Origin of the sequence: Pseudomonas sp. StFLB209 (genome assembly GCF_000829415.1) — a bacterium.
In the GTDB taxonomy this organism is placed as follows: domain Bacteria; phylum Pseudomonadota; class Gammaproteobacteria; order Pseudomonadales; family Pseudomonadaceae; genus Aquipseudomonas.
Map to the genome: position 1 here is coordinate 4,410,246 of NZ_AP014637.1, position 21,721 is coordinate 4,431,966.

Annotated in this window: 27 protein-coding genes; 19 read left to right on the forward strand and 8 right to left on the reverse strand. The window is 60.4% G+C overall.

Annotated features, from left to right (window positions below; translation table 11 throughout):
- Nucleotides 1-9: 9 nt before the first annotated feature.
- Together PSCI_RS19770 and PSCI_RS19775 are read left to right on the forward strand one after the other, a co-directional pair.
- Nucleotides 10-1,065 (forward strand): HlyD family secretion protein, encoded by a 1,056-nt coding sequence (locus tag PSCI_RS19770; protein WP_045490318.1) that lies wholly within the window; start codon nucleotides 10-12, stop codon nucleotides 1,063-1,065.
- A complete protein-coding gene (locus tag PSCI_RS19775; RefSeq protein WP_045490321.1) occupies nucleotides 1,062-2,483 on the forward strand; it encodes an efflux transporter outer membrane subunit in 1,422 nt (473 codons plus the stop codon). The genes PSCI_RS19770 and PSCI_RS19775 overlap by 4 nt, the downstream gene beginning before the upstream one ends.
- Before the next feature lie 21 nt (nucleotides 2,484-2,504).
- On the opposite strand, the gene PSCI_RS19780 is transcribed toward PSCI_RS19775, so the two are convergent.
- A complete protein-coding gene (locus PSCI_RS19780) occupies nucleotides 2,505-4,319 on the reverse strand; it encodes a monovalent cation:proton antiporter-2 (CPA2) family protein (RefSeq protein WP_045490324.1) in 1,815 nt (604 codons plus the stop codon).
- A gap of 223 nt (nucleotides 4,320-4,542) precedes the next feature.
- On the opposite strand from PSCI_RS19780, the gene PSCI_RS19785 reads away from it, so the two are divergent.
- Entirely contained in the window at nucleotides 4,543-4,731 is a 189-nt protein-coding gene (locus PSCI_RS19785; RefSeq protein ID WP_045490327.1) for a hypothetical protein, read from the forward strand.
- 18 nt (nucleotides 4,732-4,749) lie between these two features.
- On the opposite strand, the gene PSCI_RS19790 is transcribed toward PSCI_RS19785, so the two are convergent.
- Together PSCI_RS19790 and PSCI_RS19795 are read right to left on the reverse strand one after the other, a co-directional pair.
- Nucleotides 4,750-5,142, reverse strand: coding sequence for a Fe2+/Zn2+ uptake regulation protein (locus tag PSCI_RS19790; protein WP_045490330.1), 393 nt, complete (start codon nucleotides 5,140-5,142; stop codon nucleotides 4,750-4,752).
- Nucleotides 5,143-5,345: 203 nt separating this feature from the next.
- Nucleotides 5,346-6,356, reverse strand: a complete 1,011-nt coding sequence (locus PSCI_RS19795) for a FecR family protein (RefSeq protein WP_045490332.1) — start codon at nucleotides 6,354-6,356, stop codon at nucleotides 5,346-5,348.
- Nucleotides 6,357-6,705: 349 nt separating this feature from the next.
- On the opposite strand from PSCI_RS19795, the gene PSCI_RS29175 reads away from it, so the two are divergent.
- From PSCI_RS29175 to map, 4 genes are all read left to right on the forward strand, one after another.
- Nucleotides 6,706-6,906: a hypothetical protein gene (locus PSCI_RS29175; RefSeq protein ID WP_144403288.1), complete on the forward strand. Its 201-nt coding sequence runs from the start codon at nucleotides 6,706-6,708 to the stop codon at nucleotides 6,904-6,906.
- 72 nt (nucleotides 6,907-6,978) lie between these two features.
- Complete coding sequence (locus tag PSCI_RS19800) at nucleotides 6,979-7,311, forward strand: helix-turn-helix domain-containing protein (protein ID WP_045490334.1); 333 nt, start codon at nucleotides 6,979-6,981, stop codon at nucleotides 7,309-7,311.
- Between the two features lie 70 nt (nucleotides 7,312-7,381).
- Nucleotides 7,382-7,624 carry a ParD-like family protein gene (locus PSCI_RS19805; RefSeq protein ID WP_045490335.1) on the forward strand — a complete coding sequence of 81 codons (243 nt, stop codon included), beginning with the start codon at nucleotides 7,382-7,384 and terminating at the stop codon, nucleotides 7,622-7,624.
- Nucleotides 7,621-8,412 carry a type I methionyl aminopeptidase gene (map, locus tag PSCI_RS19810; protein ID WP_045490338.1) on the forward strand — a complete coding sequence of 264 codons (792 nt, stop codon included), beginning with the start codon at nucleotides 7,621-7,623 and terminating at the stop codon, nucleotides 8,410-8,412. Before PSCI_RS19805 ends, map begins: the two co-directional genes overlap by 4 nt.
- 26 nt (nucleotides 8,413-8,438) lie before the next feature.
- Here map and PSCI_RS19815 read toward each other — a convergent pair whose 3' ends face one another.
- Together PSCI_RS19815 and PSCI_RS19820 are read right to left on the reverse strand one after the other, a co-directional pair.
- The gene (locus PSCI_RS19815; protein ID WP_045490341.1) at nucleotides 8,439-9,149 is read right to left on the reverse strand and encodes an endonuclease; all 711 of its coding nucleotides are present in this window, start codon (nucleotides 9,147-9,149) and stop codon (nucleotides 8,439-8,441) included.
- 4 nt (nucleotides 9,150-9,153) lie between these two features.
- Nucleotides 9,154-9,402, reverse strand: a complete 249-nt coding sequence (locus tag PSCI_RS19820; protein ID WP_084710253.1) for a DUF1654 domain-containing protein — start codon at nucleotides 9,400-9,402, stop codon at nucleotides 9,154-9,156.
- A 181-nt stretch (nucleotides 9,403-9,583) separates the two neighbouring features.
- Here PSCI_RS19820 and PSCI_RS19825 point away from each other — a divergent pair, with 181 nt between their 5' ends.
- The 8 genes from PSCI_RS19825 (at nucleotide 9,584) to PSCI_RS19860 (ending at nucleotide 17,057) form a co-directional block, all read left to right on the forward strand.
- Nucleotides 9,584-9,991 (forward strand): hypothetical protein, encoded by a 408-nt coding sequence (locus tag PSCI_RS19825; RefSeq protein WP_144403289.1) that lies wholly within the window; start codon nucleotides 9,584-9,586, stop codon nucleotides 9,989-9,991.
- 104 nt (nucleotides 9,992-10,095) lie between these two features.
- Complete coding sequence (locus PSCI_RS19830) at nucleotides 10,096-11,055, forward strand: sugar ABC transporter substrate-binding protein (RefSeq protein ID WP_045490351.1); 960 nt, start codon at nucleotides 10,096-10,098, stop codon at nucleotides 11,053-11,055.
- 12 nt (nucleotides 11,056-11,067) lie between these two features.
- Nucleotides 11,068-12,618 (forward strand): sugar ABC transporter ATP-binding protein, encoded by a 1,551-nt coding sequence (locus PSCI_RS19835; protein ID WP_045490353.1) that lies wholly within the window; start codon nucleotides 11,068-11,070, stop codon nucleotides 12,616-12,618.
- Nucleotides 12,615-13,610, forward strand: a complete 996-nt coding sequence (locus tag PSCI_RS19840) for an ABC transporter permease (protein ID WP_045490354.1) — start codon at nucleotides 12,615-12,617, stop codon at nucleotides 13,608-13,610. Before PSCI_RS19835 ends, PSCI_RS19840 begins: the two co-directional genes overlap by 4 nt.
- 1 nt (nucleotide 13,611) lies before the next feature.
- Complete coding sequence (locus PSCI_RS19845; RefSeq protein WP_045490357.1) at nucleotides 13,612-14,616, forward strand: LacI family DNA-binding transcriptional regulator; 1,005 nt, start codon at nucleotides 13,612-13,614, stop codon at nucleotides 14,614-14,616.
- 72 nt (nucleotides 14,617-14,688) lie between these two features.
- On the forward strand, nucleotides 14,689-15,609 hold the full coding sequence (rbsK, locus tag PSCI_RS19850; RefSeq protein WP_045490362.1) for a ribokinase: 921 nt from the start codon (nucleotides 14,689-14,691) through the stop codon (nucleotides 15,607-15,609).
- Nucleotides 15,606-16,010 carry a D-ribose pyranase gene (rbsD, locus tag PSCI_RS19855; protein WP_045490365.1) on the forward strand — a complete coding sequence of 135 codons (405 nt, stop codon included), beginning with the start codon at nucleotides 15,606-15,608 and terminating at the stop codon, nucleotides 16,008-16,010. Before rbsK ends, rbsD begins: the two co-directional genes overlap by 4 nt.
- 66 nt (nucleotides 16,011-16,076) lie before the next feature.
- Nucleotides 16,077-17,057 carry a nucleoside hydrolase gene (locus PSCI_RS19860; RefSeq protein ID WP_231906602.1) on the forward strand — a complete coding sequence of 327 codons (981 nt, stop codon included), beginning with the start codon at nucleotides 16,077-16,079 and terminating at the stop codon, nucleotides 17,055-17,057.
- A 9-nt stretch (nucleotides 17,058-17,066) separates the two neighbouring features.
- On the opposite strand, the gene PSCI_RS19865 is transcribed toward PSCI_RS19860, so the two are convergent.
- On the reverse strand, nucleotides 17,067-17,261 hold the full coding sequence (locus PSCI_RS19865; protein ID WP_045490369.1) for a hypothetical protein: 195 nt from the start codon (nucleotides 17,259-17,261) through the stop codon (nucleotides 17,067-17,069).
- 280 nt (nucleotides 17,262-17,541) lie between these two features.
- On the opposite strand from PSCI_RS19865, the gene PSCI_RS19870 reads away from it, so the two are divergent.
- Nucleotides 17,542-17,880, forward strand: a complete 339-nt coding sequence (locus tag PSCI_RS19870; RefSeq protein ID WP_045490372.1) for an I78 family peptidase inhibitor — start codon at nucleotides 17,542-17,544, stop codon at nucleotides 17,878-17,880.
- A gap of 66 nt (nucleotides 17,881-17,946) precedes the next feature.
- Here PSCI_RS19870 and PSCI_RS19875 read toward each other — a convergent pair whose 3' ends face one another.
- Nucleotides 17,947-18,159 (reverse strand): cold-shock protein, encoded by a 213-nt coding sequence (locus tag PSCI_RS19875; RefSeq protein WP_045490374.1) that lies wholly within the window; start codon nucleotides 18,157-18,159, stop codon nucleotides 17,947-17,949.
- Between the two features lie 175 nt (nucleotides 18,160-18,334).
- Nucleotides 18,335-18,643, reverse strand: coding sequence for a hypothetical protein (locus tag PSCI_RS19880; RefSeq protein ID WP_045490376.1), 309 nt, complete (start codon nucleotides 18,641-18,643; stop codon nucleotides 18,335-18,337).
- A gap of 329 nt (nucleotides 18,644-18,972) precedes the next feature.
- Here PSCI_RS19880 and thrS point away from each other — a divergent pair, with 329 nt between their 5' ends.
- The 3 genes from thrS to rpmI are packed head-to-tail and all read left to right on the forward strand — an operon-like array spanning nucleotide 18,973 to nucleotide 21,701.
- Nucleotides 18,973-20,895, forward strand: coding sequence for a threonine--tRNA ligase (gene thrS / locus PSCI_RS19885; protein ID WP_045490378.1), 1,923 nt, complete (start codon nucleotides 18,973-18,975; stop codon nucleotides 20,893-20,895).
- On the forward strand, nucleotides 20,895-21,446 hold the full coding sequence (gene infC, locus PSCI_RS19890) for a translation initiation factor IF-3 (protein ID WP_173426720.1): 552 nt from the start codon (nucleotides 20,895-20,897) through the stop codon (nucleotides 21,444-21,446). The genes thrS and infC overlap by 1 nt, the downstream gene beginning before the upstream one ends.
- Nucleotides 21,447-21,506: 60 nt before the next feature.
- Nucleotides 21,507-21,701 (forward strand): 50S ribosomal protein L35, encoded by a 195-nt coding sequence (gene rpmI / locus PSCI_RS19895; RefSeq protein WP_045490380.1) that lies wholly within the window; start codon nucleotides 21,507-21,509, stop codon nucleotides 21,699-21,701.
- Nucleotides 21,702-21,721: the final 20 nt, after the last annotated feature.

A 21,721-nucleotide genomic window follows, 5' to 3' on the forward strand; every position in this document is an offset into this window, starting at 1 on the left:
ACAACGTTCATGAACATGACCTCGAAACAGACCTTGGCGCTGTGCGGCGCGGCGCTGTTGCTCGCCGCGATCGGGCTGTACGCACTGGCCGGTCAGGGCGATCGGCAGAGCACCGATGACGCCTTCATTGCGGCCGATTACTCGGTGGTCGCGCCCAAGGTCTCGGGCTTTATCAGTGAGGTACTGGTGGACGATAACCAACAGGTCAAGGCCGGGCAGTTGTTGGCGCGAATCGATGACCGTGATCTGCAGACGGCCGTTACCGCTGCCGAGGCCGAGGTGCAGGCGGCCACCGCCCGGCGCGATGAGGCCAGCGCCCTGTTGCAGCGCCAGGACTCAGTGATCGCCAAGGCCCGCGCCGCGTTACTGGCCAGCCAGGCGGCGCTGACCTTTGCCGGCCAGGAACGTACCCGCTATGAGCATCTGGCCGGCAGCGGCGCCGGCACTGTGCAAAATGCCCAGCAGGCACGCACCCGGATCGAAACCGCCAATGCCCAGCACAGCAGTGCAGTGGCATCGCTGGCTGCCGAGCATAAACAGGTCGACATCCTCCTCGCCCAGCAACACAGCGCTGAAGCCGCCTTGCTGCGCGCGACTGCGGCGCTGGAGCAGGCGCGCCTGCAATTGTCATACACCCACATCGTCGCACCGATTGACGGCACGGTGGGCGAGCGGGCCTTGCGGGTCGGTAATTACGTGGTGCCGGGCAGCCGCCTGCTGTCGCTGGTGCCGTTGCAGCAGGCGTATGTTGTCGGCAACTTTCAGGAGACCCAGTTGACCCACGTGAGCATCGGCCAGCCGGTGCAGGTGCGTGTCGACACTTATCCGGACCAGCTACTCAAGGGCCATGTCGACAGCATCGCGCCGGCCACCGGGGTGACCTTTGCCCTGATTAAACCGGATAACGCCACCGGCAACTTCACCAAGGTCGTGCAGCGCATCCCGGTGAAAATCGTCCTTGAGCCGGGTCAGCCACTGGCTCGGCAACTGCGGGTCGGCATGTCGGTACAGGCCAGCATCGATACCGAGGCGTTGCACGCCGCTGAGCAGGTGACGACGCGATGACCGGGTTACGAATCTGCGCGTTGGGTGTGATCGCTTGTGCGGTTTTGAGTGGCTGCCAGGTGGGCAAGGATTTTCAGCGGCCAGAGAGCGACAGCCGCATCGAATGGTTGCCGGTCAGTGGTGAGGCGGCGCCCAGCCAGCCGGTTGCTGCGCCGATCAATGCGCGCTGGTGGGAGGTGTTCAACGACCCGCTGCTGTCGTCGCTGATCGACCGCGCAACGCAGGCGAGCCTTGATCTGCGTATTGCCGCCACGCGTCTGGAGCAAAGCCGGGCGGCGTATCGAGTGAGCACTGGTGAGCAGTTGCCGCAGCTCGATGGCACTCTCGGCTACCAGCGCAAGCGCAACAGTGGCAAGGGCTTGAACGATCCATCCGGCCAGCAGGGCAGGGCGCCGTTTGAGCAGTGGGACAGCGGCCTGAGCGCCAGTTGGGAGCTCGATTTCTGGGGCCGGGTACGCCGCGAAATCGAGGCTGCCGGCGCCCGGGTCGAGATGGCTGAGAGCGATCAGCGCGCGGCCTTGCTGGCCTTACAGGCCGAGGTGGCGCGCCAGTATCTGGCCCTGCGTGGCGTGCAGAGCAGCCATGAGGTGACCCGCCAGAATCTGGCGCTGGCGCGCAGCAGCCTTGAGCTGTCTCGCGAGCGGCTGCGCAACGGCGTCGCCACCGAGCTGGATGTGGCTGAAGCGGCGGCGCAAGTCGCGGCGGTGGAATCGCGCTTGCCGGTGCTGGAGCAGCGTCAGGCGCAGTTGATCAACGCCTTGGGCCTGCTGCTGGCGCAAGCCCCGCGGGCCTTGCAGCGCGAGCTGGAGCAGCCGGTACAAATGGCCGCCGTGCCGTTGCAGGTTCCGGTCGGCTTGCCATCGGAGCTGGCCGAACGGCGTCCGGACATCCGCCGCGCCGCCGCCCACCTGCATGCCGCGACGGCCAGCACGGGCGTGGCGCAAGGTGATTTCTACCCGCGCATCACCCTGTCAGGCAATGTCGGTCTGCAAGCGTTGCAGTTGTCCGACCTGGGCAGTTGGGGGGCGCGGCAATTCGCGTTCGGGCCGCAGCTCAGCCTGCCGATCTTCAATGGCGGGCGCTTGCGCGGCATGTTGCAACTGCGTGAGGCCCAAGAACAGGAGGCGGCGCTGGCCTACCAGCAGACCGTGCTGCGAGCCTGGCAGGAAATCGACGATGGCATGAGCCTGTACAACGCCAGCCAGTTGCAGCAGCGCAAGCTCCAGGAGGCGGTGCAACATAACCGGATGGCTCTGGCCGCCGCCAAACGCCAGTACGTCGAGGGTGTGGTGGACTTTCTCAATGTGCTGTCGGTGCAGCGGGCGTTGCTCAGTACCCAGCAGCAGTGGGTCCAGAGCTCCACCACCCAGGCCCAGGCCTTGGTCAGCCTGTATGCAGCGCTGGGCGGTGGCTGGTGAGGCCGCCACCGCTCACGACGCTCAGGGTTTGAGCGCAGCCTGCTCTTCCAGGCGGTCGGTTTCGAACAGTTGCTCAAGTTCCTTGCGCGCCTCGCGGGCGGTCTGCAGAACCTTGGCAGCGTCGTCGTAGACCTTGTGCTGTTCGGCCAGCACTGCTTCGTCATGGCACTTGAAGCGCTGGATGCGCGCCTGGGCCTGGCTTTCCGAGAGGCCCAGGCCAAGCAGGGTCTGGCGGCCCATTTCCAGGCTGGAGTGGAAGGTTTCGCGCACCGCATGGGCACCGACGTCGATCAGCCGGTGCACGTGCTGGCGGTTGCGCGCCCGGGCGATGATCTTCATGTGCGGGTAGAGCTTGCGCACCAGTTCGGCGGTCTTGATGTTGGTGTCCGGGTCGTCGGTGGCGATGACAAAGAATTCGGCGTCCTGGACCCTGGCGGCGCGCAGGATTTCCGGGCGCAGCGGGTCGCCGTAAAACACCGGCACATTGCCGAAGCTGCGAGTGAACTCGATGGTTTCCACCGACATGTCCAGGGCCACGAAAGGAATCTGCTGGGCACGCAGGATCCGCGCGACGATCTGCCCCATGCGGCCCATGCCGGCAATCACTACCCGCGGGTTGTCGCTGTGGATCTCACTGTACTCCTCGGGCACCGGGGAGGCGGCTTTGGGGCGCGGCTTGATCCAGCGTGCCACGGCCATGAACAGCAACGGGGTCATGGCCATCGACAAGGTGATGGTCAGCACCAGAATGTCGTAGACCCGTGGCTCGAACAGGCCGTTGCTGCTGCCGAGCTTGAACACCACGAAGGCAAACTCGCCACCGGCAGCCAATACCAGCCCTAACTGAAATGCACTCTGGCGCTCCAGCCCGGCAGCCATGCGGCCGATGAACATCAGCAGCGGCAGTTTCAGGGCAATCAGCAGCAGGGTCAGGCCCAGCACAGTAACCGGAGCACTGAGCAGCAGGCTCAGGTTGGCACCCATGCCGACGCTGATGAAAAACAGGCCCAGCAGCAGGCCCTTGAACGGCTCGATCTGTGCTTCAAGCTCATGGCGGTATTCGGAATCAGCCAGCAGCAGGCCAGCCAGAAACGCGCCCAGGGCCATCGACACACCGACCAGCTCCATCAGCCAGGCGGTGCCGATCACCACCAACAGGGCGGTGGCGGTGGACACTTCCTGGATCTTGGTCCGTGCCACGATGCGAAACACCGGACGCAGCAGGTAACGCCCGCCAATCACCACGATCGCGATGCTGCCGACCACTTCTAGGGCGTGGGTCAGGCTTGCGCCAGGGGCGAGGTCCTGATTGGCACCGGCCAGCACTGGCACCAGGGCAATCAGCGGGATGGCGGCGATGTCCTGAAACAACAGAATGGCAAATGCAGTGCGCCCGTGCGGGCTGTTGAGTTCTTTACGCTCGGCCAGGCTTTGCAAGCCGAACGCCGTTGAAGACAGTGCCAGGCCCAGGCCGAGCACGATCGCGGTGTTCAACGGCTGGTCGAACGCCAGCAGGGCGATGCCGCCAATCACCACGCCGCACAGCAGCACCTGCAGCATGCCGACCCCGAACACCGCTTTGCGCATGACCCACAAGCGCTTGGGCGACAGCTCCAGGCCAATGATGAACAGTAGTAATACCACCCCAAGTTCCGAGATGTGGCTGACACTCTCTGGATTCCCTATCAGGCCCAGCACCGAGGGGCCGATGATCACACCGGCGAACAGGTAACCCAGCACCGAGCCCAGTTGCAGGCGCTTGGCCAGCGGAACGGCGAGGACGGCGGCGAACAGGAAAACGACAGCGGCCTGCAGCAGGCTGCCTTCATGGGGCATGGTCAAACTCCTTTGCATAACAGCAGCATCAGGCCGTGCGCCTGAGCAGAGCGGCATTAAACACAGGCATTGTTGACAGGGCAATGTCGGCGGCGTTGCATCGCGTTCGCGCAGGCGCCAGGGAAGGGCGCTGGATGGTTTATTGCGGTGCTGCTCTGCGCGTAACATAGGCGCGCCTTGCTGCTGCAATCGGGCAGCCCATGTTGAATTGACAGGAACCCTCATGAGTAACAAACAACGCTTGATCTATTCGCTGCTGATTGCCTTGGGCGTGCTGGCAATCATGCTTGGACTCACCCGTTTACAGGATACCGGTGTGATCAGCGAAAAAACCTTCCAGTACATTGCCATCGCGGTGGCGGTGCTGGTGGTGGTTCTCAACGGCATCATGCGCCGCAAGGTCAAGCGTTGAGCATTGCTGGTATCCGGTTCACTGGACTGGCTGGTCATCTTCCGTGTTCAGCCATTGCAGTGCCTTGGGATGCAAGGAGTAGGTCTTGTCGCTGGCCAGTACAATCACGCCTTCGTCACACAGCCGCTTGAGCACTTCGCGCACGCTGAGAAACGACAGCGGCACATCCAGGCGCAACAAGTGGCTGTGAATGCCGCGAACCCCCATGGGCTGACCTTCTTCGCCAGCAGCCAGCAGGGTGTCGAGTACTTTGAGCCGAACCAGGCTGGTACGCAGCCCGAAGGCTTTGAGCAAGGCTCTGATCTGTTCGTTGCCGCCCCGTTCGTGGTCGGCCGGCGCGGCGCTGGCCTGGGCGGCCATGGCCGTCTGCTTCAGGATGGAACGGGTGGTGATTCCTTGGCGGTTGAGCATGCGCAAACTCCCTTTCAGGCTTCAATTTTCTCGGTTTCCATCTACTAAGACGGATGAGCGCGAAAAAACCTCATCTGCCGGGCGAAATAATTTGCCGGCAGGCACTGTCGGGATGCTCAAAAAGCTCTCGCAGACCTTTATATCCGTGGCCTGCAAGGGATCATGAAGATTTTTTAAGGTTGCGTGTCGGGAGGTGAGCCCGATCAACTGCGCGGAGGCGTGGCGGGCTGGCGATACAGCACCGGGTTGCCCTGGGCGTTGGGGATGATCTGCACCGGCAGTACCTGTGGCAGTGCATTGACCAGTGCCGACATCTCTCGGGTGTTGTAATTCAGGCCCAGGCGCAGATCGCCGGTTGCACTGTCGGCGAGCATCACCGGTGTGCTCAGGTAGCGGTTGATCAGCGGCAGTGCCAGGCGCAGCGGCAGGTCATTGAACACCAGCTTGCCGTAACGCCAGGCTAGGCTGGTGTCGGCCGTGCGGGAGTGGCTGATGGTCGGTTGCGTATCACCGGCCTGGTAACCCGCCTGCATACCGGGCCTGAGCTGCACGCTGTGCTCGGGGTGGGCGCGGTCACTGACCACCTGGACCGAACCCTCGACCAGCATGACCTGCACCTGCTGCTGGTACAGCCATACGTTGAAGCGCGTGCCGGTGGCCTCGATGCTGCCCTGGCCGGCCTGCACGATGAAGGGATGCAGGGCATCGCGCGCCACTTCAAAGAACGCTTCGCCTTTATCCAGGCTGATGATGCGTCGGTCCCGGTAGCCGGTATAGGTCAGACGGGTATTGATATTGAGTTCCACCCGGCTGCCGTCGGGCAGTGTGACAATGCGCGTGTTTTTGTCGGCTTGCTGACTCTCGTACTGGCTTGGTATCCAGCCTTGGTGCCAGCCGACCAGTAACGCCATGGCACTGGCAGCGGCAAACAAAAAGACCTGCCGGTGACGTCTTGGTCGGCTGCCGGGGGGCGCGGCGTTGTCGGCTACAGGCGAGGCTGGCGCTGTGATTGCGGGCTTGAGTCCTTCGCAGGCGGCCCAGGTGCCGCCCATGGCCTGGTACTCGCGGGCATGGCGTGGATCAGCGGCCAGCCACTGGGTGAACTGATGGCGCTCGACGTCCGTGCAATCGTCTTCCTGCAGGCGCATGAACCACTGCGCAGCGGTCTCGATGATCGCGTCGTCGCTGACTTGACTGGACGTTGTCTGGTGCATGGGTTCTCCGCTGTCGCCAGAAAGGATTCTACCTCTGGCTATTGACGAGTGAGAACCATGGATAACCAGTCAGGCTCATATCTGGTTGCATTTTTCTGTAAATGTCACACACTCTCATTCATTTAGTCGAAAACGTGGTTTTTCTGGCGTCAGAAACGCTCTGGAGCGGCTTCTTCAGCTGTCACCTGCACCAATGTGGATGAATCTGCTGCCTGCGGTTCAGGCGGGGCGAAGATGATTCGCCGGTCGGCATCATGGGGGCACACGCTACCGTTCGTCGTGGTCAGGCTTGCGGGGTTGTCATTATCCTAATACTGTACGCCCATACAGTATTTCGAGGTTGACGATCATGTTGATGGAGTCTGTGCAGAACAGCGTAGCGAATGTAGTGCGTCCTGGCGCCATGTTCGAAGAAATGCAGCGTGAGGATTTCCTGGCTCTGGCAGCTGCCTTGCGCCAGTTCAATCTCTACCAGCCGTTGGCGGCCGAGCGGGAGGTAACCTCCTGTTTCGATCGAGAGCCACGCCTGGCCTTGGTCATGGAATCCTGAGCGCGGGACATCCGTCACACTGGCAAAATAGGGTTTATGGTATGAGTGTCGACCTGGTTTGGGGGCACTCACATGGATACGTTTGCAACCCGTTTGAAACAAGAGCGCAAGACTCTAGGGCTGACCCAGCAGCAGTTTGCGAGCCTGGGCGGTGTGGAGGTTAATGCACAGGCGATGTATGAAAGCGGCGTGCGGGTTCCGCGATCTGCGTACCTGGTTGAACTATGGCAAAACGGCGTTGATGTTCTTTACCTGATTTCAGGCAGGCGCACGGCGCTTGACCTCGACAGGTTGTCTGCAACCGAGCGCGAGGTGATCACCAGTTTTCGTGCCATGGCGCCGGAAGACCGAGAGTCGATCAGTGCGCTGACGGCCTCTCTGTCTGAGCGCATGCGCAAACAGTAAATCAGGGCATGGCTTGTTTGTGAGTATATGAAACATATATGATTCGTATATTCGACGCAGAGGGGCAAGCATGGGCCTGGTAAAAATTTCTGAACACATGCACGCCAATGTGCGTGCTGCCAGTGCGGCGCTAAGCCGCTCGATCAACGCGCAAGCCGAACACTGGATGCGGGTTGGGATGTTGGCTGAACTCAATCCGGCACTGACCTACAGCGAAATCTGCCAGTTGCTGCTCAAGGCTGAAAGTAATGGCGGCGCAGCGCTGGGTGTGCAGGTTCTGGACCTGCCAGCGGTCGAGAAGGTGGCTTCATGAGCCGTGGCATTACCATTAAAACTGCGCAGGATATCGAAGCGCTGCGCGTTTCCGGTCGGCTTGCGGCTGACGTGCTGGCGATGATCGCACCTTATGTCAAAGCGGGCGTCAGTACCGAGGCGCTGGATGACATCTGTAATCAGTACATCGTCAATGAGCTTAAGGTGATTCCTGCCAACGTCGGTTATCACGGCTTCACCAAGACCACCTGCATTTCTCCCAATGCCGTGGTTTGCCATGGTATTCCTTCGGCATCGGACATCCTCAAGGACGGTGATATCGTCAATATCGATGTGGCGGTGATCAAGGATGGCTGGTTTGGCGATACCAGCCGCATGTATCTGGTGGGTGAAGTCAGCCCGCTGGCCAGGAAACTGGTCGAGACCACCTATGAAGCGACCTGCGCCGGCATTCGTGCGGTTCGCCCCGGCGCGACACTGGGTGACATCGGCCACGCCATCCAGACCGTCGCCCATCGTGATGGCTTCAGTGTTGTGCGTGAGTACTGCGGTCATGGTATCGGCCGGGTGTATCACGAAGAGCCTCAGGTTCTGCATTACGGCACGCCGGGCAAGGGGCTGCGGCTCAAGCCTGGCATGGTGTTCACCATTGAGCCGATGATCAATGCCGGCAAACCGGGGACCAAGACCCTGGCTGATGGCTGGACGGTGTTGACCCGTGATCTATCGTTGTCGGCGCAATGGGAGCACATGGTGGCGGTCACGGATGACGGCTTTGAGGTATTGACGCCCTGGCCTGATGGTCCGGGTGACTATCCAGCCATTTGAACCCGGCGGCCCGGTCTTTGACCGGGCTATTTGCGTGCCCGGCAGGCGTTCAGATTGACCGGCCCGACGAACTCGTTGCCACGGCCTGTTACACAGGCAATAAGCTGGTTACGCTGACGCTCCCACTCTTGAACCGGATAAGTCTTGTTCCAGGCCTGGAACAATTGCTGGTCCTGGCGCGACAGGCGCAGTTGGTAGCGTTTGCTCATGTACAAATGGGTGCGGGCGACCATGCCGCGAACTTGGGTGCGCGGCATGACCTTGCGGGCCTTGAAGTCTATCTGGGTCTGGCATGCACCATACTGGCTCTGCCGCGTCGGCAGCCAGGCAAAGCTGAAGTTACTGCGATCGGCGTTCACTTCGCCGATGGCAGGCACCAGATTGTGCAGGTCGGCTTCGGCAAGCTGAAACCGCCTGTCGTTGCGTGAGCAGTTGGCGCGGCCGCCGTTTTGCCAACACAGTCGTTGATGACCGATTTGCCAGGCCGACACGATATGCTCCCATTCGACGCGCCTGGCGCGCTGAGGATTCTTGCGAGGTATGTACCCGCAACTGGCCAGGTCGATACGATTGCCCCTGTACTTGCAGCCACAGTAGAACTCGGTGGACTGCGCAGCATAGAGCGTTCTGGCGACTTTCTTGGCCTCGCTGAAGGTTCGCGGTGCTGCGGCCTGGGTCTGTAACGACAGGCCCACCAGCAGCACCGCACACCAGCCCGTGTAAAATCTGCCAGGCATGCCGTCAGTCTTCTTTCGGTACGGTCCAGAACAACTGCACACCGCCATCGTCGCGCCAGGCGAGGGTGACGTTGTCATTTTCGGAGATTTCTTCGAGCAGACGTGCCCAGTCCTCGTTCAGCTCGCCGGCCTGAGGCAGCAGCAGGGCGGTACGGGCTTTTTGCGCTGCCGGGGCATTGATGATTTTCTGGATGCGCATACCGAGACGCTCGTAAGTGCCGGGTGAGGCGGGCGCTGCATTTTGTTTTGCCACCTGAAGCATTCCTTGTTTTGCTGTATGTGCATACAGTATTTTAACTGGCGCGCTTTCGCAACAGGCGTGGCTATAGCGTAAATGACAATTCATTACCCGTTGTGCCCGGCCCAACGGTATTGAAGAAATGCCGGAACTGGCCGATTCCCTGTCAGCGATCTGAATTGAACAGGGAGGGAGCATGTCATTGTCAATCGCAATGGCTGGTGCATCGGTCAGGGTTGCCGGGGTGGCCAGCACGCCGGCTGATGTCACGGCCAGTGAGGCTGAGCGCGAAGATGCGTTGGCCGGGTTACAGGTGCCTGATGATCTTTCGCCCAAGGCCGGCAAGAAGAGCGGCTCGGGGCAGGGGCAAGTGGTCGATACCTTGCTTGACCGGTTGTCAGAGCTGCATGAGCGTCTGCGGCGTTTGCGTCAGGAACTGCGTGCTGCGGTCAATTCGCCCAATCCGGACATCGTACGCTTGCCGCGTATCCTCAGCCTGCAGCGGCAGATCATGGTGACTAACGGCGACATCCAATTGGTATCGGGCCTGCTGATCAACGCATTGAACAGAACCACCGGTAGCGGCGTCAGTACCCAGGCTTGATGGCGATAGGTCATCAGGTTGACAAACCTTGAATGGTTTTCGATAGTGAGTGTCTCGCAAACGTTTGCGCGCCGCACAATAATCACAAGATCGGAGATGCATTCATGAAGCTGCCCTTTGCTGGCCGTCTGCTCGCTGTCGCTGTATTTGCCTCGCTCACCAGCCTTGTACCCTTGTCATCGGCTTACGCTCAAACGGAACAAAAGCCCAAAGTCGCTCTGGTCATGAAGTCGTTGGCCAATGAATTCTTCCTGACCATGGAAGACGGCGCCAAGGCTTACCAGAAAGAGCATGCCGGCGATTTCGATCTGATCTCCAATGGCATCAAGGATGAATCCGATACCGCCAGCCAGATTCGTATCGTCGAGCAGATGATCGTCTCGAAAGTCGATGCGCTGGTCATTGCGCCGGCTGATTCCAAAGCGCTGGTGCCGGTGATCAAGAAAGCCGTGGATGCGGGTATCAAGGTCGTCAATATCGACAACCAGCTCGATGCCGCAGTGCTCAAGAGCAAGAGTATCGAAGTACCTTTCGTAGGGCCTGACAACCGCAAGGGCGCGCAACTGGTCGGCGATTACCTGGCCGGGCAACTGCAAGCGGGGGATGAGGTCGGCATTATCGAAGGCGTGCCGACCACCACCAATGCCCAGCAACGCACGGCAGGCTTCCAGGATGCCATGCAGGCGGCGCAGATCAAGGTGGTTTCCGTGCAGTCCGGCAACTGGGAAATCGACAAGGGCAACGCCGTCGCGGCGGCAATGCTCAATGAATACCCCAACCTCAAGGCGCTGCTGGCCGGCAATGACAGCATGGCGCTGGGCGCGGTTTCGGCGGTGCGCGCGGCGGGCAAGGCCGGCAAGGTCAAAGTGGTCGGCTACGACAATATCAACGCCATCAAACCGATGCTCAAGGACGGTCGTATCCTCGCCACTGCCGACCAGTTCGCTGCCCGTCAGGCGGTATTCGGCATTGAGGCCGCGCTCAAGTCCCTCAAGGGCGAGCCGCTGGGCAGCGTCAATGGCGTGATCCAGACCCCGGTGGAACTGGTTACCCAGGCCAGGTAAGAGGTACAACCTATGTCAGCCTCTACAGAGGTCGTGCTCTCGGTGCACGGTATCGGCAAGCACTATGCCCAGCCGGTGCTCGCCGATATCGACCTGACTCTGCTGCGCGGCGAGGTATTGGCCCTGACCGGCGAGAACGGCGCAGGCAAAAGCACCTTGTCGAAGATCATCGGCGGGTTGGTGGTGCCTGGCACCGGGCAGATGCAGTTCATGGGGCAGGCTTATCAGCCGGCCAGCCGGACCCAGGCCGAGCAGCTCGGAGTGCGGATGGTCATGCAGGAGCTCAACCTGCTGCCGACCCTCACCGTCGCGGAAAACCTGTTTCTCGACAAGTTGCCGCGTCGCGCCGGCTGGATTGACCGCAAGCGGCTGCGCGCCATGGCCCGTGAGACCATGGCGCGGGTCGGCCTGGAAGCGATCGATCCTGACACCCTGGTTGCCGAATTGGGCGTCGGCCATCAACAGATGGTCGAGATCGCTCGCAACCTGATCGGCGATTGTCGGGTGCTGATTCTTGACGAGCCCACGGCCATGCTCAGCGCGCGGGAGGTCGGCTTGCTGTTCGAACAGATCGCCCGTTTGCAGGCGCGCGGCGTGTCGATCATCTATATCTCGCATCGTCTCGAAGAACTGGCACGGATCGCCCAGCGCATTGCGGTGTTGCGCGACGGCAGGCTGGTGTGTGTCGAGCCCATGAGTCGCTACGACAGCCAGCAACTGGTGGCGCTGATGGTGGGGCGCGAGTTGGGTGAACAGTTCGACATGGGCCAACGGCACATCGGCGAAGTCGCGCTGGCGGTGCGTGGCCTGGGGCGCAAGGGCAAGGTCGACAATGTCTCGTTCGAAGTGCGCCAGGGCGAGATTCTCGGCATTTGCGGGCTGGTCGGCGCCGGTCGCACTGAGCTGCTGCGCCTGATCTACGGTGCTGACCGCGCCGACGCCGGGCAGGTCGAGGTGGGCCAGCCATTGCGTGTGGTGAGCATTGACTCACCCAGTGATGCGGTGCGCCATGGCATTGCACTGATCAGCGAGGACCGCAAAGGAGAAGGGCTGCTGTTGTCGCAAAGCGTCAGTGCCAATATCGCTCTGGGCAATATGCCGGCCATCGCCCGTGGCAGCATCGTCAGTGCAGCGCGTGAGCGAGCCTTGGCGCTGCGTCAGGTCGAAGCGCTGCGGGTTCGCTGCTCCGGGCCTGACCAGGAAGTCGGGCAGTTATCAGGCGGCAATCAGCAGAAAGTGGTGATCGGTCGCTGGCTGGAGCGCGACTGCCCGGTGATGCTGTTTGATGAGCCGACCCGAGGTATCGATATTGGTGCCAAATTCGATATCTACGCGCTGCTCGGCGAACTGACCCGCAAGGGGCGGGCGCTGGTGGTCGTGTCCAGCGACCTGCGCGAGTTGATGCTGATCTGCGACCGTATCGCCGTGCTTTGCGCCGGGCGCCTGATCGATACCTTCGAGCGTGCCACCTGGACCCAGGACCAACTGCTGGCGGCTGCGTTTGCCGGTTATCAGACCTCTACTGCGCAGCCCGTCGAGAGCGCTGCGGGGATTAACCAATGAATTCTTCAACCGATACTTCGGCCACATCGCTGCCGGCCCGCCGTGGCGCCCACTATTTCGGGCTGGGCACCTATCTGGGCCTGGCCGGCGCGTTGCTGGCGATGGTTGTGCTGTTCTCGCTGCTCAGCGAACACTTTTTGTCTTACCAGACCTTCAGCACCCTGGCCAACCAGATTCCTGACCTGATGGTTCTGGCCGTCGGCATGACCCTGGTACTGATCATTGGCGGTATCGACCTGTCCGTCGGTTCGGTGCTGGCCCTGGCCGCCTCGGCGGTCAGCGTCGCGATCCTCGGTTGGGGTTGGAGTGTTGTGCCCGCCGCGTTGCTGGGTATGGCGTGTGCAACCCTGGCAGGGGCGGTGACGGGTTCGATTACCGTGGCCTGGCGCATCCCGTCGTTCATCGTTTCGTTGGGCGTACTGGAAATGGCCCGTGGCCTGGCCTATCAGATGACCAACTCGCGCACGGCTTATATCGGCGACGCATTCGCCTGGTTTTCCAATCCGATCGCCTTTGGGGTCGCGCCGTCGTTTCTGATCGCGCTGTCAGTGATTTTCGTGGCTCAGGCGGTGCTGACGCGCACCGTGTTCGGTCGTTACCTGATTGGCATTGGCACCAACGAAGAGGCGGTGCGGCTAGCGGGTATCAACCCCAAACCCTACAAAATCATGGTGTTCGCCCTGATGGGGCTGCTCGCCGGGCTGGCGGCGCTGTTTCAGATTTCCCGTCTCGAAGCGGCCGACCCCAATGCTGGCGCGGGTCTTGAGCTGCAAGTCATTGCTGCGGTAGTTATCGGTGGCACCAGCTTGATGGGCGGGCGCGGGTCGATCATCAGCACCTTCTTTGGTGTGCTGATCATCTCGGTGCTGGCCGCCGGGTTGGCGCAGATTGGTGCCAGTGAACCGACCAAACGCATCATTACCGGTGCGGTGATTGTGATTGCCGTGGTGCTCGACACCTACCGCAGTCATCGCGCCAAACGGCAGGGCTGAAATGGCAACTATCAAAGACGTGGCCGCCCTTGCGGGCATTTCCTACACAACCGTGTCTCACGTGTTGAATAACAGCCGACCGGTCAGTGAGGCGGTGCGTCTCAAGGTCGAGGCGGCCATCGTTCAGCTCGACTATGTACCCAGCGCCGTGGCCCGTTCACTCAAGGCTCAGGCCACTGCAACCATCGGGCTGCTGGTGCCTAACGGCATGAACCCGTATTTTGCGGAGCTGGCCAGAGGCATCGAGGATCACTGCGAGCGTAACGGCTTCTGTGTGATTCTCTGCAACTCCGACGACGACCCGCAGAAACAGCGCAATTACTTGCGCGTACTGCAGGAAAAGCGCGTCGATGGCCTGATCGTTTCTTCCGTGGATGGCGATGCGGGGATTGCCGGCGGTTTGGCGGCGGTGCGCACCCCGACGGTGATCGTCGACCGTGAGCTGGCAGGCGTGGATGCCGATCTGGTTCGCATCGATCACGAGCAGGGTGCGTGGCTGGCGACCCGCCATTTGCTGGAGCTGGGGCATCGGCAGATTGCTTGCATTGCTGGCCCGCAACACGCCGCCGTCACCGCCATGCGCCTGGCCGGTTATCGGCGCGCGTTGCAGCAGGCGGGTGTGTCTGCCCGGCAGGAATGGGCGCTGTACAGCGACTTCACCAGCCCGGCGGGGCACCAGGCGGCCGCCGCCTTGCTGGCGGGTGAGCGACCCACGGCGATTTTCGCCGGTAACGACATGATTGGCATCGGTGTTCTGCGTGCCGCGGCCGAGCGTGGTATCAGCGTGCCGCAAGCGCTGTCGGTCATCGGATTTGACGATGTACAACTCAGTCGGTTCGTGTACCCGGCCCTGACCACGGTCGGCCAGTCGATCATGCAGTTGGGCGAGGCCGCTGCGCAGCGGCTGTTACGGCGCATCGCCAACCCGGGGGAGCCTGTTGAAAAATTGCTGATCAGGCCCGACGTGGTGGTGCGGGAGTCCACCGCGCCAGTCGCTGCGCTTTAAAACGATCCGGTCAGCCGTTGCAGGCTGGCCAGCACAACAATCCGGTTTGGATGAGAGGGCAAGGCCACAATCATGCAAGAACAAGTAGTGGTAATCGGCAGCCTGAACATGGACCTGGTGGTGCGTACGCCGCGTCTGCCGCGTCCGGGCGAGACGTTGACCGGTCGTTCGTTTGTCACCGTAGCGGGTGGCAAGGGTGCCAATCAGGCGGTTGCTGCAGCGCGGTTGGGCAGTCAGGTGGCAATGATCGGCTGCGTTGGTGATGATGGTTATGGCAAGCAATTGCGCGATGCGCTGCTTGATGAAGGGATCGACTGTCAGGGCGTCTGTTGTGTACCAGGGGTCAATACCGGCATCGCGTCAATCCTGGTTGATGAGCATGGCCAGAACGCGATTGTGATCGTGGCGGGCGGCAACGGCGAATTGCTCCCGGCCTCGGTTGAGCGTTTCGATGCTCTGCTGGCCTCGGCCAAGGTCGTTGTCTGCCAATTGGAAGTCCCGCTAGCCACTGTTGAGTACAGCCTGCGACGTGCGCGTGAGCTGGGCTGTACGGTGATTCTCAACCCCGCCCCGGCCAGTGAGCCGCTGCCTGCGCACTGGTACGGTCTGATCGACTACCTGATTCCCAACGAAAGCGAGGCTCAGGCGCTGAGCGGCTTGCCGGTTAGCTCGGTAGCCGAGGCCGAGGCCGCAGCAGGTGTTCTGCTGAGCGCGGGGGTGGCGAACGTGATTGTCACGCTCGGTGGGCAAGGGGTGTTGTGGGTCAACGAGTCCGGCGTGCAGCAGAGTGCCGCCCACCGCGTGTCGGCCGTGGATACCACGGCGGCGGGCGATACCTTTGTCGGTGGTTTTGCCGCTGCCCTGGCCCGGGGGCAGGCGCCGGAGCAGGCATTGCGTCTGGCGCAGGCGGCTGCAGCGCTGTCGGTGACCCGTGAGGGTGCCCAACCTTCGATTCCTGTGCTGGATGAAGTGAAGAGGTTCATGGCGTCATGAAGAAAACTCCATTGCTCAATATTGCCCTGTCACGGGTGATTGCGTCGCTGGGGCATGGCGATGTGCTGCTGATTGTCGATGCAGGCATGCCGGTGCCGCCAGGCGTTGAACTGATCGATCTGGCGCTGACCCGCGGCGTTCCGGACTTTATCGCCGTGCTGGATGTGGTGCTTAGCGAAATGCAGGTCGAGAGCCATGTACTGGCGCGGGAAATGATCGAGGTCCAGCCGCCGGCCTTGCAAGTCATCGAGACCTTGCAGATCGACGGCCAGTTGGGGCGGCAGAGCTGGGTCAGCCATGAGGAGTTGAAAGTCTTGAGTCGCACGGCCAAGGCGATCGTGCGTACCGGCGAATGCCAGCCTTACAGCAACGTGGCGCTGGTCGCGGGTGTTGTTTTCTAGTGAATAAACGAGGAGTGCTGCATGACAGGGATATCAAGGTTCAAACAACTGATTGCAGGAGTAGCAATGGTGGTCATGCTCGGGGTAACCACTGCCCAGGCGGCAGAAAAGCGTGATTTGATCATCGACACCGACCCGGGTGCCGATGACGTGGTTGCACTGTTGCTGGCCCTGGCGTCGCCTGAAGAACTCAACTTGCTGGCCATCACCACCGTGGCGGGCAATGTGCGGCTGGACAAAACCTCGCGCAATGCCCGGTTGGCCAGGGAGTGGGGCGGCCGCGAAAATGTGCCGGTGTATGCCGGTGCGCCACGGCCGTTGGTGCGCCCGCCGATCTACGCAGAAAACGTTCATGGCCAGGAAGGCCTGCCCGGGGTTGAGGTTTATGAGCCTCAGGCCAAGCTGGCTGAGGGCAATGCTGTCGATTATCTGATTCGCACGCTGAGCAATGCCGCGCCGCACAGTATCACCATTGCCATGCTCGGGCCGCAGACCAATCTGGCGCTGGCGTTGACCCAAGCGCCGGAAATTACTCAGGGCATCAAGGAAGTGGTAGTCATGGGGGGTGCGCACTTCAATGGCGGCAATATCACCCCGGTGGCCGAATTCAATCTGTTTGCCGACCCCCATGCCGCGCAGGTGGTGCTGGCTAGCGGCGTGAAGCTGACTTACATTCCGCTGGATGTCACCCACAAGATTCTCACCAGTGACGCGCGCATTGCACGTATTGGCGGCCTGGGTAACCGGGCGGGCAAGCTGGTCAAGGATATTCTGCAGGCCTACGTGAAACTCGACATGGAGCATTACGGCTTGCCCGGCGGGCCTGTGCACGATGCCAGCGTGATTGCCTGGTTGCTCAAGCCGCAATTGTTTTCGGGCAGGCCTGTCAACCTGGCTATCGACAGCCGCGAGGGGCTTGGCTTTGGCCAGACCGTGGCAGACTGGTACGGCACCCTCAAGCAACCCGACAACGTGTACTGGGTTGCTGATGGCGATGCTCAAGGGTTTTTCGACTTGCTCAGCGAGCGTCTGGCGCGCCTGAAGTGAATGCCGGCCTCAGGCTTCTATGGCCGGTGCAGCGTAGCGACTCAAGACCTGGCCGATAAAGGCTTGAGCGTTTTCGGTGCCCAGCTCCTTGATCAGCAAGTCGATGGCAATGATTGCCAGTTCTTCTGCGGAACCGGGGCTGTGCGCGCATTGCCCCTGCGGCCAGCGAGCCTTGATGTCCGCTTCGATGGATACGATTGACATGTTTCTATGGTCCTGTGTGGTGTCCAGCTATTTGCAGCCCGTTCTGTTGGCTGAAAACGGGCGCGTGCAGTAAACCACTACCGCGCCTCTTTGGCACTTCGACTTACGCATTGGATGGCGGGTCACCACAAAGAACCTATTAACGTTTTGTGACGTTTTGTCGACCCCGGTAAACTCTCGACTGGGGCAGACTCCCGCCCCACGGACGGCTATGTGCAACCAATACGCTTACGTGTGGTCGCAAAAGGTCTGATCCTGTTCATCGGTAAAGGAGGCTGTAATGCCCTGGAAATTCGCAACACTTGGTTTTGTCGCAGTGACATCGCTACTGGCAGGCTGCAGCACGACATCCGCGCCCGAGTCGCCATCCCAAGCGCCGAAGGCCGCTGAAGCGCCAGCGCGTCCAGCCGGTGATGGCCGTTGCGATGCCGGTGGCGCGCAGTCGGCGGTCGGCAAGCAGGCCACGCTCGAATTGCTCAATCAGGTTCGCAGCCAGTCCGGTGCGATGGATGCGCGCATCCTGGGCCCTAACGATATGGTCACGCTGGAGTACCGCTCGGAACGGGTCAACGTCAATACCGATGCCACTGGCAAGGTGATTCGCGTCAACTGCGGCTGAGCAGACGCTTCTCCAGGCATAAAAAAACCCCGTTAACATCAACGGGGTTTTTTATGCGGTGCCAAATCAGACAATAGTGACTTCTTCAGCTTGCATGCCTTTCTGGCCCCGTGCAGCGATGAACGAGACTGTCTGTCCTTCCTTCAGGCTCTTGAAGCCTTCCGCCTTGATCGCTTTGAAGTGTACGAACAGATCGTCGCCGCCGCCTTGAGGGGTGATAAAGCCGAAGCCTTTTTCATCGTTGAACCACTTGACGGTGCCGGTTTGGCGATTGGACATGGTGCATCTCCGGAAACATGAATTTCAGTAACGTGTCGCTCAGCCTGCTGGGCACACGCTGTCATGATAGTTCAATTGAGCGCGCCGGGGTGTTTTTCAAAACCGCCTGTAGCGATCACCGGTGCAGATTTTTGACCTGCATCACGGCGATCGTTCCTTTTGCAGGCGCGATGAGTCAGTTCTTTTTCGCGACACAGTTTTCGGCGACCAAGGTACGCAGCTTTTGGGTCAGCTGCGGGTCCGGGGTCTCGCCAGAGTTATTGAGCTTGGTGATCTCCGCCTGGCTGAAATGCCCATCGACCTGTTTGGCGCCGCAGTCGCAGTGAGCCTTGGCCGACTTCTCATCCAGATTCTGCGCCTTGGCAGCACTGACGCATTCGTTGATGAACGTGCTACGGGTCGTGTTGTCCATGGCCGCTTGCGCGCCCAGCGGGGCTGCCAGGGCGATGCAGGCGAGGAGGGCAGACGGGCTTGGAAGCTTCATGGTGTTCTCCTTGGTCAGACTTTTTACTGGCTTGCGTCTTGTGAGACGGTTTGAGGCGGCGGCGGTTCAGCCTGATAGAAGAAAAGGATCTAATTTCATGTCGGCAGGTATCACGCGCGCGGGTTGTGCTAGGATGCCGCTCCTGTCGCAATGGCGGCTTTCTCTATAAGCCCCTGCAGGCAGACGTTTCGTACAATCCAGTTATCGGGTTCGGTCCGGTTGGCCTGAGGGCTCCTGCCACTGTGAGGCAGGCATACCACCGAATCGCTACTGGCTCATCCCAACCCACGTGACCTTTGGTAGGGGTCACCACTAGGAGAGGAGGCGCCATGCCCATCATTACTCTTCCCGACGGCAGTCAACGTTCTTTCGATAATCCGGTATCGGTCTACGATGTCGCACTGTCCATTGGTGCCGGTCTTGCCAAGGCCACCGTGGCCGGCAAGGTCGACGGCAAGCTGGTCGACGCATGTGATCTGATCAGCACTGATGCCAGCCTGCAGATCATCACCCCGAAAGATCAGGAAGGCGTGGAGATCATTCGTCACTCCTGTGCGCACCTGGTCGGCCACGCGGTCAAGCAACTGTATCCGACCGCCAAAATGGTGATCGGTCCGGTGATCGACGAAGGCTTCTATTACGACATCGCTTACGAGCGGCCTTTCACCCCGGATGACCTGGCGGCCATCGAACAGCGCATGCAACAGCTGATCGACACTGACTACGACGTTATCAAGAAGGTGACCCCGCGCGCCGAAGTGATCGAAGTTTTCTCTGCCCGCCAGGAAGACTACAAGTTGCGTCTGGTCGAAGACATGCCGGACGAGCAGGCCATGGGTCTGTACTATCACGAAGAATACGTCGACATGTGCCGTGGTCCGCACGTGCCGAACACCCGCTTCCTCAAGGCATTCAAGCTGACCAAGCTGTCCGGCGCCTACTGGCGCGGCGATGCCAAGAATGAGCAGCTGCAGCGCGTCTACGGTACTGCCTGGGCTGACAAGAAGCAGCTGGCGGCTTACGTGCAGCGCATCGAAGAAGCTGAAAAGCGCGATCACCGCAAGATCGGCAAGCGTCTGGGCCTGTTTCACACCCAGGAAGAAGCACCGGGCATGGTGTTCTGGCATCCGCAGGGCTGGACCCTGTATCAGGTGCTTGAGCAGTACATGCGCAAAGTGCAGCGTGACAATGGCTACCTGGAAATCAAAACGCCACAGGTGGTTGATCGCAGCTTGTGGGAGAAGTCCGGGCACTGGGCCAACTACGCCGACAACATGTTCACCACTGAGTCGGAAAGCCGCGACTACGCCATCAAGCCGATGAACTGCCCGTGCCACGTGCAGGTGTTCAATCAGGGCCTTAAGAGCTACCGCGAGCTGCCGCTGCGGCTGGCCGAGTTCGGTGCCTGCCATCGTAACGAGCCGTCCGGTGCGTTGCATGGCATCATGCGGGTGCGTGGTTTCACTCAGGACGATGCACACATTTTCTGCACCGAAGAGCAGATGCAGTCCGAGTCGGCGGCATTTATCAAACTGACCCTCGACGTGTACGCAGACTTCGGCTTCAAGGATATCGAGCTCAAGCTGTCCACTCGTCCGGAAAAGCGCGTCGGTTCCGACGAGCTGTGGGATCGTGCCGAGGCTGCACTGGCATCGGCGCTCGACAGTGCCGGCCTGCCGTATCAGTTGCAGCCGGGCGAGGGCGCCTTCTACGGTCCGAAGATCGAATTCTCCCTGAAAGACTGCCTGGGGCGTGTCTGGCAGTGCGGTACCCTGCAACTGGACTTCAACCTGCCGATCCGCCTGAGCGCCGAGTATGTGTCCGAAGATAACGGCCGCAAACATCCGGTCATGCTGCACCGCGCGATCCTGGGCTCGTTCGAGCGTTTCATCGGCATCCTGATCGAGCACTACGAGGGATCGTTCCCGGCGTGGCTGGCTCCGACCCAGGCGGTGATCATGAATATCACCGACAAACAGGCCGATTTTGCCCAGCAGGTCGAAAAAACTCTGCTCGAAAGCGGGTTCCGTGCCAAGTCCGACTTGAGAAATGAGAAAATCGGCTTTAAAATCCGCGAGCATACCTTGCTCAAGGTTCCTTATCTCCTCGTTATCGGAGATCGGGAAGTCGAAACGCAAACTGTCGCTGTGCGTACTCGCGAAGGCGCCGACCTAGGTTCGATGCCGGTCGCCCAATTCGCTGAATTCCTTACGCAAGCGGTTTCCCGGCGTGGTCGCCAAGATTCGGAGTAATTATTATTAAGCGTGATATGAGACAAGATAAACGAACTGCACCAAAGGCCCCGATCAATGAGAATATCTCGGCGCGCGAGGTTCGGTTAATTGGCGCTGATGGCGAGCAGATTGGCATCGTCTCTATTGATGAAGCGCTTCGTATCGCCGATGAGGCGAAACTGGATCTGGTAGAAATTTCTGCCGACGCAGTGCCCCCGGTTTGCCGTATCATGGATTACGGCAAATCGCTCTTCGAAAAGAAGAAGCAGGTCGCTGCAGCGAAGAAAAACCAGAAGCAGATTCAGGTTAAAGAAATCAAGTTTCGTCCAGGGACGGAGGAAGGGGATTACCAGGTAAAACTACGCAACCTGGTACGTTTCCTTAGTGACGGGGACAGGGCCAAGGTTTCCTTGCGATTCCGCGGCCGTGAGATGGCTCACCAGGAGCTGGGGATGGAACTGTTGAAGCGGGTCGAAGCTGACCTCGTGGAATACGGGACCGTCGAGCAGCATCCGAAGATGGAAGGACGCCAGCTTATCATGGTCATCGCCCCGAAAAAGAAGAAGTAACCACCAGGGCACGGCAGGCCTTGCGGTTATGTTTATCAATTGAATGCGGAGTATCCGAACATGCCAAAAATGAAAACCAAAAGCGGTGCAGCCAAGCGGTTTCTGAAAACCGCCAACGGCATCAAGCACAAGCACGCTTTCAAGAGCCACATCCTGACCAAAATGTCGACCAAGCGTAAGCGTCAACTGCGCGGTGCCAGCTTGCTGCACCCGTCTGACGTGCAAAAAGTCGAGCGCATGCTGCGCCTGCGTTAATTTTGATCAAGATTAAGAGG